At 62.4% G+C, this 13,205-nt stretch carries 11 protein-coding genes and 2 pseudogenes; 3 read left to right on the top strand and 10 right to left on the bottom strand.

Translation table 11 applies throughout. The annotated features are described in order from the left end of the window. Window positions 1–13: 13 nt before the first annotated feature. The 5 genes from hydA to I6F35_RS15530 form a co-directional block, all read right to left on the bottom strand. Window positions 14–1,432: a dihydropyrimidinase gene (gene hydA, locus I6F35_RS15550; RefSeq protein WP_225118560.1), complete on the bottom strand. Its 1,419-nt coding sequence runs from the start codon at window positions 1,430–1,432 to the stop codon at window positions 14–16. After that, entirely contained in the window at window positions 1,432–2,202 is a 771-nt protein-coding gene (locus tag I6F35_RS15545; protein ID WP_225118559.1) for an aspartate/glutamate racemase family protein, read from the bottom strand. The genes hydA and I6F35_RS15545 overlap by 1 nt, the downstream gene beginning before the upstream one ends. After that, window positions 2,199–2,993, bottom strand: coding sequence for a GntR family transcriptional regulator (locus I6F35_RS15540; RefSeq protein WP_225118558.1), 795 nt, complete (start codon window positions 2,991–2,993; stop codon window positions 2,199–2,201). Before I6F35_RS15540 ends, I6F35_RS15545 begins: the two co-directional genes overlap by 4 nt. A gap of 57 nt (window positions 2,994–3,050) precedes the next feature. After that, window positions 3,051–3,788, bottom strand: a complete 738-nt coding sequence (locus I6F35_RS15535) for an aspartate/glutamate racemase family protein (RefSeq protein WP_225118557.1) — start codon at window positions 3,786–3,788, stop codon at window positions 3,051–3,053. 80 nt (window positions 3,789–3,868) lie between these two features. Continuing rightward, window positions 3,869–5,173 (bottom strand): MFS transporter, encoded by a 1,305-nt coding sequence (locus I6F35_RS15530; protein WP_225118556.1) that lies wholly within the window; start codon window positions 5,171–5,173, stop codon window positions 3,869–3,871. A 334-nt stretch (window positions 5,174–5,507) separates the two neighbouring features. Between I6F35_RS15530 and I6F35_RS15525 the strand changes: the two genes are divergently transcribed. Continuing rightward, the gene (locus I6F35_RS15525; protein WP_225118555.1) at window positions 5,508–6,149 is read left to right on the top strand and encodes an SRPBCC family protein; all 642 of its coding nucleotides are present in this window, start codon (window positions 5,508–5,510) and stop codon (window positions 6,147–6,149) included. Window positions 6,150–6,180: 31 nt separating this feature from the next. Continuing rightward, entirely contained in the window at window positions 6,181–7,071 is an 891-nt protein-coding gene (locus I6F35_RS15520) for a cyclase family protein (RefSeq protein WP_225118554.1), read from the top strand. A 61-nt stretch (window positions 7,072–7,132) separates the two neighbouring features. Here the strand turns inward: I6F35_RS15520 and I6F35_RS15515 are convergent. Beyond that, a pseudogene (locus I6F35_RS15515) lies at window positions 7,133–7,373 on the bottom strand (CGNR zinc finger domain-containing protein); the annotation flags it as partial. A 74-nt stretch (window positions 7,374–7,447) separates the two neighbouring features. Here I6F35_RS15515 and I6F35_RS15510 point away from each other — a divergent pair. Next, a pseudogene (locus I6F35_RS15510) lies at window positions 7,448–8,016 on the top strand (alpha/beta fold hydrolase); the annotation flags it as partial. A 527-nt stretch (window positions 8,017–8,543) separates the two neighbouring features. On the opposite strand, the gene I6F35_RS15505 reads toward I6F35_RS15510, so the two are convergent. From I6F35_RS15505 to gspD, 4 genes are all read right to left on the bottom strand, one after another. Continuing rightward, complete coding sequence (locus I6F35_RS15505; RefSeq protein ID WP_225118553.1) at window positions 8,544–8,921, bottom strand: hypothetical protein; 378 nt, start codon at window positions 8,919–8,921, stop codon at window positions 8,544–8,546. Window positions 8,922–8,969: 48 nt separating this feature from the next. Further along, a complete protein-coding gene (locus I6F35_RS15500) occupies window positions 8,970–9,908 on the bottom strand; it encodes a hypothetical protein (protein ID WP_225118552.1) in 939 nt (312 codons plus the stop codon). 157 nt (window positions 9,909–10,065) lie between these two features. Continuing rightward, on the bottom strand, window positions 10,066–10,611 hold the full coding sequence (locus I6F35_RS15495; protein WP_225118551.1) for a tetratricopeptide repeat protein: 546 nt from the start codon (window positions 10,609–10,611) through the stop codon (window positions 10,066–10,068). A gap of 13 nt (window positions 10,612–10,624) precedes the next feature. After that, entirely contained in the window at window positions 10,625–12,991 is a 2,367-nt protein-coding gene (gspD, locus tag I6F35_RS15490; protein ID WP_225118550.1) for a type II secretion system secretin GspD, read from the bottom strand. Window positions 12,992–13,205: the final 214 nt, after the last annotated feature.

The raw sequence follows: 13,205 nt of genomic DNA, 5'->3' as shown, positions 1-13,205 counted from the left end.
CCGCCGCCAGATCTTAGGGATGTGGAAAGGTGGCTGTCGCCGCGGGCTTGCTCCGCGGCAGGTAGGTGCCATGGCCCTTGTCTCCGACCAGGGCGCCATCGTCGACCACCACGCGTCCGCGCACCATGGTCAGCACCGGCCAGCCCGTGACCTCGAGCCCCTCATAGGGCGTGTAATCAGCGCCATCATGGATCAGGTCGTGGCGGATCGTGACCTTGCGCTTCGGATCCCACAGCGCGATGTCGGCGTCCGATCCCACCGCGATCGTGCCCTTGCGCGGATAGAGGCCGTAGATCTTTGCGTGGTTGGTCGCGCTGAACGCGACGAAATCGTTGAGGCCGATGCGCCCCTTCACCACGCCTTCCGAGAACAGGATCGGCAGTCGTGTCGCGACGCCGGGAATGCCGTTCGGCACCCAGCGGAAACTGGTGCGGCCCTTAGGCACAAGCTTTCCTTGCGGATCGTCATAGCGGAACGGGCAATGATCGGACGAGAACACGGAAAACACCTTCTGCTGCAGACCTTCCCAGCACGCCTGCTGGCTGGCGATGTCGCGTGGCGGCGGCGAGCACACGTACTTGGCGCCCTCCATGTTGAGCTGTTCCAGATCCTTCTCGGTCAGAACCAGATATTGCGGGCAGGTCTCGCCCATCACCTTCAGCCCGCGCTGCTGGGCGCGCCGGATTTCCTCCATGGCGTCGCGGTTCGACACGTGCACGATCATGATCGGCACGTCGACGAGTTCGGCCAGCGAGATGGCGCGATGCGTGGCCTCGCGCTCGACCGGAATTGGCCGCGAGATCGCATGGAAATGTGGCGCGGTCTTGCCGGCGCGCTCGAGGCGATCGGTGAGAAAGCGGATGGCGTCGAAATTTTCCGCATGCACCATCAGCGTAGCGCCCGTCTCGCGCGCAACCGACATGGTTTCAAGCAGCTCGCGGTCCGATAGCGCCAATCCCTCATAGGTCATGAACACCTTGAGCGAGGTGTAGCCGTCCTCGACCAGCGCCGGCAGTTCCTGGCCGAGCACCTGCTCGGTCGGGTCGGTGACGATGAGATGAAAGGCGACATCGACATGACATTCGCCGTCCGCCAGCGCGTGGTAACGCCGCAGTGCCTCGCGCAGCGTCTGGCCTTTCTCCTGCAGGCAGAATGGCAGCACGGTGGTGTTGCCGCCGAATGCCGCCGAGCGCGTGCCGCTGGCAAAGCCGTCGGCCATGACGATGCCGTCGCCGGATGGCTGGGCGAAATGAACGTGGCTGTCGATGCCGCCGGGCAGCACCAGGCGATCGGTGGCGTCGATGATCGTCTCCGCTGCACCGAGATCGTGCCCCAGGGCCGCGATCTTGCCGCCCTGGATTCCGACGTCGCATGCAAAAGTGTCGGCGGCGGTCGCAACGGTGCCGCCGCGGATGATGGTGTCGAACGACATCAGTTGGACTCTCCTTCATCATGTCGGGGCCGATGCTCGATGATCGCGGCCAGCGGCTCGGCCAGCCCGATGGTCGTCTTGGGATCGGGCCGGCGGAATGTTCCGGCGACGGGCTTGCGCGGCTTCAGGACGACGAGCGTCTCGGCCTGCCGCACCGCTGCCGCGACCGGATCGATCACCGGCACCGGAATGCGATGGCTGACCTTGGCGGCAAGGCCGGCCAGCGGCGCGCCGGAAAGAATGACGACGTCAGCGCCATCCTGTTCGACCGTGCGGTTGGCGAGCGTCACCAGCACGTCCTCTTTCTCGGCCTGGACGTCCGCAATCGATCGGAAGCCGTCTTCGGGCGTCCGTATCCCGGCGCAACGCGCGGAGAGACCATGCATGGCAACGCATTCCTGGTACCAGGGCGCGAGCGCGCGGGCGAACGTCACGATGGAAAAGCGCTGGCCCACCATGCAGGCGGTCAGCATCGCGGCTTCGGCAAGGCCAACCACCGGAATGTCGAACAGTTCGCGCGCGCCGAACAGGCCGGGGTCGCCGAACGCGGCAATGATCGCAGCGTCGATAGCGGTGCCGGCCTCGGCGAGCATTTCCAGCGCGATGGCGCCGCCGATCTGGGCCTCGGCACGGGTCGCGATGTAGGGCACGCCGCGTCTGGCCGTCATCGCCACCAACTCGGTGCCGGGCGAAGCTACTTGCGCGCCGGCCGCGTGGAGCAAGTCAGTGACCGCTGACGTGGTGTTGGGATTGAGCAGCAGGATCTTCACGGCTCGGCCTTTCTCGTGATGCCGCGCATGTTGGGCCGAGCCTTCGCCGTGCCTGCATCATCCGCATCGGAGTCCAGCGTGGCCGCCATGATCTCGCCGGTGCGGCGGACATGGTGGCCGAGCAGTTGCCCGGCGCGGTCGGCATCGCCGGCCTTGAGCGCGGCCAGGATGTCCTGATGATCGCGCACCGATTCATCCCATCGCCCATGGACCGACAGGGCAAAGAAGCGTGCGCGTTCGACCCGCGCCAGCAGGATATCATGTGTGGCCTTCAACACCGTGTTGCGGGCGAATCCGACGATGGCGCTGTGAATCTGCTGGTTGATCTCGAAATATTCGCGCAGCTCGCCGCGGTCGTGGTGCCATTCGATGCGCTCCTGCAGCGCCTCCAGCCGTTCCACCTCGCGCGCCACCATTCGCGTTGCGGCAAGCTCGGCGGCGCAGCGCTCGATCCCGCTCACCGCCTCGAACAGCTCGGTCAACTCATCGCGACGGAACGGCGCGACGACGGCGCTGCGGTTGAGGCGCAGTTCGACCAGGCCCTCGGCCGCCAATTGCTTCAGCGCCTCGCGCAGCGGCGTGCGCGAGATGCCGAGCGCCTCGGACAGATCGGCCTCGAGCAATTGCTCGCCGGGCTTGAGATCGCCGCGCACGATCAGTGTGCGAAGCCGCGTCGCGGCCTGCTCATGCAGGCCGGTTCGCGGCACGCGCAGCCGCCGCCGTTGCAGCGCGGTGACGCCGCGGCGCGATTTTGGCGCTTTCCTGGTCTTGGTCCCTTTGGTCTCAGTCACGGTCAATTTTCGTTCCGTTCATGAATCTCCGCACCTTCGATTGTCCCGTGGAAGGCGTCAATCAGGCTGGATCGGGATCTGAAACAGGCTGCCCCAGCCACGGATGCGCGACGGATCAATACCGGTTGCAGCGAGGCACGCCCACAGGGTCACCGCGATCGAATCGAACACCGGCACGCCAAGCTTTGCCTCGAGCGGCGCGGCGGCGCCGGCGCCCCGCATATTGGTGCATACCACCGCGACGGCGTCGCAGCCCTCGCGTGCGACCTCTTCGATCAACCTCGCCACCTCGGTCTCCGGCACTTCCGCGAAGGAAAAATTGTCCTGCAACGAAAGGTGGCGCTCAGCGACGCAATGCAGGCCTTCGGATGCCCAGTTGGCGATGATCTTCTCCTGCACGTCTCGCCGATAAGGCGTCACCAGCCCGATGCGCTCCGCCCGGCGGCGCCGGAGCAGGTCGCGGAAGGCGAGCACGGTGGTGCAGGCCTTGATGCCGGTCGCGGCCGTGATCCGCTCGCGTAGGTGTTGGTCGCGTTCGAAGCCGAGCCAGCTCGCCGATGTTCCGTTCCAGGCAATGACGTCCACTTTCGCATGCGCGAGCAGTTCGGCGGCGCGCAGGATCTCGCTGTCGTCGAACTGGCGGAGCGCGGATTCGGATAGCGCGATTTCAGTCACCTTGAAGCGCGAGAAATGCGCCGTGACATCCGCGATCCCGGCCAGCATCGCACAGGTGATCGGCTCCAGCGCAGTGTTGGACGAAGGGGTCAGCATGCCGAGCCGGATCGGACCGGTCATGTTGCAGCCTCAAGCATCACGTCTCCTTGTTTAAGCGTGATCTTTTCGGAAAACCGGTTTCCACTTCTCCGGATCATGCTCTAGACCGGCAATTTGCGGCTGTAATCGATCAGGGTCGAGCAGATCAACAGCGCAACGCCGGCGGCGGCGAAGAACATCAGGGCCAGGAAGTAGGAGCCGGTGGCCTGGACGATCAGGCCGACGATCAGTGGGGTCATGATGCCCGCGATGTTGCCGCCGAGATTCATGCAGCCGCCGAGGAAGCCCGATTTGTCGCGGCCCGCCAGCGCGGAAGGGATCGCCCAATACATCCCGCACCAGCGCAGGAAGAACAGCGTGGAGGACAACAGCACCACGACCGCCACCGGGTTGCCCACATAGGCCACCAGGAAAATCGACACCGTCGCCATGATGGCGGCAATGCCGAACAGGGTGCGGAACACCAGGTTCGGTGCGCCGCCGCGGCTGCGCCAGGCATCGCCGATCCAGCCGCCGACCAGTTCGCCGACGAAGCCCGCGAAGAAGATGATGAAGGATGCGCCGCCGAGCGCCTTGATATCGAAATTGTGCACCTTGAACAGATAGGTCGGCATCCACGTCAGCAGGCCATAGAACGTGGTGTTGAAGAACATCCAGCCCAGGCACATGCACCAGACCGAACGGAAGCGGAAATAGGCGATCCAGCTCCCTCCGGAGGAGGGCGGCGTGGCGGCGTCTTCCAGCGCATGCGCCTGTTCGAGGTAGCGCGCTTCGGCCTCGTTGACCGACGGGTGCTCTCGCGGTTCGTTGCGGATGTAGTACCAGGCCCACAGGCCGCACAGCATCGTGCCGACACCGGCGATGACAAAGGCGGTGCGCCAGGAATCGAAGGCTGCGATCAGCCATGCGATCACGATCGAGCCGAGCGCGGCGCCGAGCGGCGCGCCGCCGTCGAGCAGCGTCGCGCCACGACCGCGCTCGTTCTGCGTCATCCAGATCGCGTTGAGCTTGCCGCCGGCCGGATAGATCGGCGCTTCCGATGCGCCCAGTCCAAGCCGGGTCAGCAGCAATACCCACCAGCTGGTGGCAACCGCGGCGATCGCCTGGAAGAAACCCCAGAAGATCGTCGCCAAGGCGATCACGATCCGCGGCTTGTAATGGTCGGCGAGCAGGCCGCCGGGAATCTGCATGGCGGCGTAGGTCCAGAAGAACGAACTCAGGATCAGGCCCTGCATCGCTGGATCAATGTCGAACTCCTTGGAGATCAGCGGCATTGCGACCGAAAGCGAAGCGCGATCGATGTAGTTGATCGAGATCAGGAACAGCATCAGCAGGAAGATATTCCAGCGCACGCCGCTCGGCCTGACGGCGCCTGTCGCTCCGATCGCGGACACCTGATCGCTCATTGCTCCCTCCAACTGCCGGCAGACTTCTAGAGAAGCGTCGCCATTGACGTTCATTCGTCCCCTGACGGCGCCAAGTCTGGTTCAATCGAAGAGGGGCGGCAACAACAATATGTATGCTGCATGCAATATATTATATCTAATTGATATACATCATATATTTTAATAAGACATCGTCGCAATGCTGAAATTTTATCGCGGAGCTGATTACGAATTGGGCGGGCTGACGTGCGATGGCGAAAGCGCGTCCTCCTCAAAGCATGATGGCCGAGCGCCTTTGAGGTTTTCAGCAAATGGGATTGCTCTCTTGAATTCAGTTCGATAGGTTTGAATATCATTGAAAGAGAGGTTGCCCCGACAACTTCGGAAGCAAGTCATGGAAATCAAGCAGAACTTCGTCGTCTCGCAACCTCTCCCCACCGTGTGGGCCTTCTTCCATGACGTTCCGAGCGTTGCTGCGTGCCTGCCTGGAGCGGAATATCTCGGCACAAAGGACGATGGCGCCATCAGCGGAAAGGTCTCCGCCAAGGTAGGGCCATTCCAGGCGAGCTTCGAGGGCGAAGCAAAGGTCAAATACGACGAAGACGCAAAGAAGGTCGAGTTCGAGGGCAAGGGTGTCGACAAAAAAGGCGCCAGCCGCGGGAAAATGTCGATGCTGTGCGCGCTCCTTCCCGAAGGCAACGCCACCCGCGTCGATGTTCTTGCTGACGTCCAGCTCTCCGGAAGCATCGCTCAGTTTGGAAGAACCGGGCTCATCACGGAGATCGCCAATCAGCTCGTTGGTGAATTTGTGAGAAATGCCGAAACCGAACTCGGCGCCAGGAGCGCCGCGGTGGCTGAAGCCGACGATTCTCAGGCGAACGCGTCGGTCGCGCAATTCTCGCCTGGTTCTGGCGCGGTCAAGCCGCTCAACACAAGCGCTCTGTTTTTCGCGGCCTTGAAGGGGTGGTTGGGCTCGCTCTTCAAGAAGGCTGCGTAAGCCGATCAACGTAAGCAAAGGAATTCGCGCGATGAAGATCGTCGACCTGTCTCATCTGATGAATGTGCACACGCCCGGCTGGGTCGGATATGCCGGCAACAAGATGTATTACGCGCAGAATCTGCAGACGATCCACATCGTCGCGCAGCGGATCGATTCCGCGCTCCATGTCGGCACTCACATCGACGGCGCGATGCACGGCACCGACGGCATGGGCGATATGGCGTCCTATCCCCTGGATTTTCTGGTCGGGCCGGGCGCAGTCGTCGACGTGTCCGAGCACATGGAGGATTGGGCCGTCATCACGCCCGAAATGATCGAAAGTGCGCCGGTTGAAGTAAAGGATGGAGACATCCTCATCATTCACACGGGCTGGCACCGCTATTGGGAAGGCAAGCCGCAGCAGGACCTGGTGAAGTATTTCTGCATGCATCCCGGTGGGAAGCAGGAGCTTCTCGATTGGATGCTGAAGAAAAAGATCAAGTGGTTCGGAATCGACTGCGGGTCCGGCGATCATGCGATGAACACCACGATCCGACGCATGCGGCCGGATCTCGCCAAACAATTCGAGGCGAAGGTCGGAATGAGCTGCGACGAGTTCTTCGGAAAGAACGCGTACACCCACAAGCGCTCCGGCCGGAAAGTCGTGGAAGACTACTTCCCATTTCACTCGCAGGCCTTCCAGGAAGGGCTCATTCACGCGGAAAATGTCGGCGGCGACATCGAGTTGATGCTGAACAAGCGCGCCGTCATCGGCGCTTTTCCGTGGCGCTATGAGGGCCTAGAGGCCTGCCCCTGCAGGATCGTTTGCTTCCAGGACGTCGAGGAGAACGTCGAAGCCGTAGGCGACGTGGCGAAGGCGATCTTTGGACCGCGCCAGATCCCGTCGGGCATGATGTCAGGCGGCCCGGACGGCCGTTGACCACTTGCGCGACGAGTGAGCCGCGGGCCCGCGATGGTGCGGACCCTCGCATTCGCTGTATCTACCTTGAACGTTTTCGTGCCTGCCGGGCGCGCTTCCGGTGCGCGGCCTGCTTTGCCCGATTGCCGCACACCGCCATGCTGCACCATCTGCGCGCGCGGCTTCGGGTTCGATCAATGAACAGGAGCGTGCAATCCGGCCCCTCGCAGGCTTTCACGTAGGTGATAATCTTCGGTGCAGACGAGGTCGGCCAACGATCGTGCCAATGGGAGAAGCAGCGACTCAGGTGATTGCCAACGTCGCTGCCGGCGCCAGACGAGGCCCGAAACCCCTCGATGGCCACGGTCCCGCCTGGCGGGCCGATCACGCACCACGATCTGTCTATGTGTTCGATTACGGTGCCCCGACCGGCTTTCGATTGGCCGTCCGCCATCCGGAGCGCATCACTGCGATCATCTCGCAAAACGGCAACGCGTATGAGGAAGGGCTGAGCGAGGGTTGGAATCCGATCCGCGCCTACTGGCAGGATCCCTCACAGGCCAATCGCGACGCGTTCCGATCCTTGCTCGCGCCTGAAACGACGATTTGGCAATATACGCACGGCGTGTCCGATACGACCTCCGTGTCCCCGGACGGCTATTCGCTAGACAACTTCTATCTCGCACGGCCCGGCGCTGACGAGGTCCAACTAGACCTGTTTGGCGACTACAAGAGCAACATCGCGCTTTACCCGACCTTCCAGCAGTACTTCCGCAAGCACAACCGCCGTTCCTGGCGGTTTGGGGCAGGAATGATCCTTTCTTTCTGCCGCCGGGTGCGGAGGCGTTCAAGCGAGACATTCCGGGCGCGGAGGTCCGCTTCTTCGATACCGGTCACTTTGCACTCGAATCTCATTGCGAGGAGATCGCTGCAGCGATGCGCGATTTTCTTTCGCGCCTGAAGTGAAATCGATAGCCGCGGCAGTGCGGCCACGATCGCTTCGCCATGCTTGAAAAGCCTGGGGCCGAGCGCTGCGCCCCGTGCTCTCTGTTGACAGGGCGCGCAGGTGCAACCGGCACCCAGCTTTCCTGCGCCTCCGCCCGATGAAGAGCGTGAACGAGACGCAAAGCTCGGGCGCAATGCGCCGCGAGAACGCGGACTCACATCCTCTCACCACACTCCACCGTCATGCCCCGCGCAGGCGGGATCCAGTAACCCGCGGTGTCTGAGCTTAAGCACGGCCGCCTCTGGAATACTGGATCGTCCGCCGTCGCGGACGATGACAGCGGAGAAGCTGTTTGACGATTGAATCCGATGTCCCCGTTCGCAATCACGGCGTCGTCCGGAATCATAGGATGGGTGGAGCGCAGCGAAACCCATCATTCGTGCCGCTTGTGAGTGAAGCCGATGGGTTTCGCTTCGCTCTACCCCATCCTACGGGGCTGTTGTTTGCCGGCGATGCGAGACGCTGCATCTGCATCGGCTTGCTCGCCCTACGACAAAGCTCCTGTGGTTGTGCATCTCCGTATTTCGACGGGACGACAGCGCAGAGCAGTATAGGGGTACTCCATCATCGCGGCCATTTCACTTGCTCGATCATGGATTGCGGTGATACCAAACCAGTGGCTAGGACTATTGGTGGGCAGGGGGACATGCGAAAGCTGGCGCTTGGCGATCCAGTTATTCTTCAGATATGTGGGCCGACCGACGACGGGATACGAAAAGCAGCAACGGTTGAGGCTGTTGACGGAGACCAAGTCATCGTTGCGGGTCACAGGTTCAGAAACGACGTCCTTCCGCAATGGGATATCGTCGATGAAGGTCGGGCCAAGATCCGATACATCATTCACGCGTCTGACGGTGTCACGCATCGATAGTACGCTTTGCGCGGCATCTGGCGAGTTGCCGCCGAAAACCGATCAACCTGGCGCGTAGGTCACGCGAAAATATCGATCCTCGCGTGCACCTTGCGGCAGGCTGCAAAACGCTGCAGGGCAATTCGCGGCCGCCGCTTCGGTGCGATATTGCGGCAGATGACCATCGAGCGAATAGACGACGCAGAGCGCGAGGCTGGCCCAGACCGCCGCGCTGAAATAAAGCGACATCCAGGCGATCTCGTCCTTCCAGTGCTCAAAGTCGTGCGTCACGACCCAGCGCGTGCTCACGTCGTGGAGCCCCTCGAGAAAACCGAGGAGCTTGCTGCCATCGGCAAGACCCGCCTGCCATCGGCTCAAATACATCGGCACATCGACCGTAATGAGAAAAGCCAGATAGCCCGCAATCCCCACGATCGCGACGATGAGGGCCAGGCGAACCGGACCGTGATATTCAGGCAGGAGCCGGCAGAGGCCGACGCCGACCACGAAGAAGGCGATGGCCCATATCGAGTTCTCGATGGCGTTGCCCAGATAGTTGGTGGACACCACCGCGTACCATGAGAAGCATTCGGCAATGATGATCAGGGGGACGATCACTCGCGCGGCATTCAACGTCGTCTCCGCGCCGACGGTCCCGCCGAGCTGGTTCAGGATGATCGCCCACTGCACGGCAAAGCAGATCTCGGCCACGGTTGCCACCGACCGACCGACGAAGACGCTCGATAGCCAGGTATCGAACAGGCAGATCCGCTGGACATCCGCGCGCGGAAGCAACGACCTGAACGCGCAGCCAAAGACATAGGCCGCGGAAAGCAGGAACATGGACTCACTGCCCGCGGCGTTGCCCACCCCGCTCGAAGGAAGTTTGTGGAACTCGCCGTACAGCAAGAACCAAAGCGCGATGTTGGCGACACTGACCAGGGTCAACAGACCCCACCACCGAACGACCGGATTTGGCCGCGCCCGCCACTCCATACTCATGGGCTCTGCTCCGCGTAGTCGAACTGACATGCGACGGTAGCAATTTTGTCACAAATCGCAACCGGTTGTGACGGGCGGGGATTGACGCTTCTGTGACGAGCACGGCGGGCATGCTCCAGCTTTTGACGAAACTGGCGGCGTCGGCGGGTCAGCCAACCTAATGTGACGGAGACACTATTAAGGGGCGCACAGCGGACGCGGGAAAGGCCGGCGACCAGTTCAGCGCGAGCCGCTGGCCGATCGCGATCTCATCGGTCGACATCTTTGAGGCGACGGCGTTGCGGAACCTTGCATAGGCATCTCGCTCGCGCCCGTCGGTTCGGGCCGCCGCGAGGTTGAGCCACTTATAGGCAAGGACGAAATCCTGCGGAACGCCGTGGCCCTTGTCATACATCAGGCCGAGCATGGCCTGCGCGAATGGATTGCCCTGAACGGCGGCGCGGCCATAGAGATCAGCGGCGGCGTCGTAGGCTTGCGGCGCGCCGAAGCCGTGCTCATACATGAAACCCAGCAGGCCGAGCGCGGTCGGATTCTCGCGTTCGGCCAGCGGTGAGAGCTCGCGGAACGCGCGGATGTAATCGCCGCGATGGAATGCAGCCGTCCCGCGCGAGAGGCTGCCAGCCGTGGCCGGGGATGCAGCAGCCGAAAGAGCGATGGCGAGCAACGCAAGGAGAAATCGGCGCGTAGCGCGGACGCTCGGCATTCTGTTGTCCCGCTCAATGGAAGCTGGTGGTGATCGGGGCGTTGGTCGACGTCGTGGCGATGCTGCCGCGCAGCTTCGATCGAAGCTCTTCCGCCACGACATGCGCGTCGGAGCCGTCGCGGATGATCTGCGGGCGGATGAAGATGATCAGTTCGGTGCGCTGGGTGCTGTTGCTCTGATGTCCGAAGGCATCGCCGACGCCCGGAATCTGGTCGAGCACCGGAATGGCATTGCGCGTACCGTTCTGCTGTTCGCTGATCAGGCCCGCCAGCAGCACGGTCTGACCGTTCGCCACCGAGATCTGGCTCTTTACCCGCCGCTCCGACACCGTCGGCGTCAGGCTGTTGGCGCTGGCCGCAGGCACGTTGCTGATCTCCTGTTCGACGTCGAGCCGGACATTGCCGTTCACGCTGATGCGCGGCGAAACCCGCAGGATGATGCCGGTGTTTCGATAGTCGATCGTGTTCACGACCGTGTTGTTCGTCGTCAGCACCGTCGCGCTTCCGGTTGACACCGGCACGACATCGCCGACCTGCAGCGTCGCCACCTGGTTGTTGATCACCACCAGCGACGGGTTCGAGAGCACCTTGACGCTGGTGACCGCATGCAACGCATCAAGGATCAGGCTCGGCTGGGTCTCAGACCCGATCAGGAAGTTGAAGCCGGGGAAGGCGCGGTTGATGAAAGCGTTGGTGACAGATCCAGCCACGGTAGCCGCGCCCGTCGTCGGATCGGTAGTCGTCGTCGGCGCTGTGCCGGCCTGGGTGTTGAGGATGGAGCCCGTGTTCGGTTTCAATCCGACATTTCGGCTCGTCAGATAGGCCTGCACGCCATAAGATAACGTGTTGTTGAGCGTGACCTCGGCAATCGTTGCATCGATCGCGACCTGCAATTGCGGCTGGTCGATCTGCACCAGCGTCGCTTCGATGATCCGGTAGTTCGCCTGGTCGGCGTAGATCAGCAGCGTGTTGTTGACGGTGTCGGGCGTGATCCGCACGTCCTGCATCATCGGCTGGCCGTTTCCGGAGCCGCGGCCACTGTCGAGCGGAGCAGCATTGCCACCGCCGTTCTGATTGGGACTGGCCGGCTGCCCGCCGAGGCCAGCGTTGCCGCCGAGGCCTGGCGTGCCATTCATGCCCATGTTGCCGCGAGAGGCAAAGCCGCCGTTTGTGTTTGACCCCAAATTGCCATTGAGCGAAAGCCGATCCGCAGCACTCGAACTCGCCGCGATTCCGGACCCCGGCGCGATCTGGCTGTCGGCGCTCTCGGTCAGGCTCGAGGACGAGCCGCCGAGGAACATGTCCGTCAACACCCGCGCGATCTGGCGGGCGTCACCGAACTTGACGCGATAAACGTGGACGGTGGTCCGCGCAGTATCGTTTCGATCGAGGCGCTTGATCCAGGTCGCCGCCGTGCGAAGCATTTCCGGTTTCTTCGTCACCACCAGCACCGCGTTGAGGCGGGCGATGGGCAGGAACTTGATGATGTTCTGGCTGAGGCCGTTTTCGCCGGAATCGACGATCTTCTCCATCTCGGCGATGATGGGTGCCGGCGAGCCGCTCGTGATCGGGAAGATGCCGACGGATTGGCCGCGCATCCAGTCGACATCGAAGCTGAGCACGGTATCGACCGCGGTGCGGCGCTCAGCGCCGGTTCCTTGAATCAGAATGAGGTTTCGTGTCGTATCGGCGCGTGTGGCACCGGCCTTGGTGGCGAAGCTGTCCATCAGCTTCAACAGCGTTTGCGCCGAGACATATTGTAAAGGCACGACCGAGACGCCGAACCCGGGTTCCGGGTTGCCGCTCGCGGTATCGACCCGGCCGCCGCCGACCGCGTCGCCAAGCGGCGTGAGCCGGTAGCCGGTCGTATCGCGAAGCAGCACGACGCCGCTCAATCTCAAGGCATTCTCCAGCACGAACACGATGTCCGACTTCGGCACCGGACGCACCGACACCAGGCTCACCGTTCCCTGCACCCGCGGATCGATGGTGTAGCCGACATGAAGTATGTCGCCGAGCACGACCTTGGCGACAGTCGCAATCGGCGTGTTCTCGAAGTTCAGATCGAAGCCGCTGCCATTCGCTGTCGGTTGCAGCCGCTCGTCGGAAACGGCTGTGACTTCAGTTCCCTCATACATCGCCGCGCGTACGCCGCCGCTCTGACCGCCAGCGGCGCCCAGGGCGTTCACAGGTTGTGATTGCCGCGGCAACAAATCGAGCGAGCGCACCTTGTCGTCGATGTCGACTTGAGCCGTATCCACGCCTCCGCCAACCGTTGCCGAGTTGCAGGATGCCAACAGCCCCAGCGACAACAAAACAAAGGCGGCGCCGATGCCGCCACGAATCCGTTGGTAGCGGCCCAGCTTGCCTACGCGCACCATAACTTCTTGCCGTTTTCCGACTGGAGGATGTTCGACAATCCGCCCCTGTCCGTTCAAACTATTAGCGACCGAACATGACAGAAATAAATTGGTTACGTGATTGTTGCCGCGGCTACCATTCTGCGATGGAGGCCGAAGCATGAAAATGAGGCAGTCATTCGGATCAGGAAGGTCAGGCCCGATGTTTCTTGAGTGGTGAGCAGGCGCAGCATTC

The sequence above is a fragment of the Bradyrhizobium sp. BRP22 genome, assembly GCF_020194175.1.
Taxonomy (GTDB): domain Bacteria; phylum Pseudomonadota; class Alphaproteobacteria; order Rhizobiales; family Xanthobacteraceae; genus Bradyrhizobium.
The sequence above is the reverse complement of the archived record's forward strand: the minus strand, read 5'-3'. Positions and strand labels throughout refer to the sequence as shown.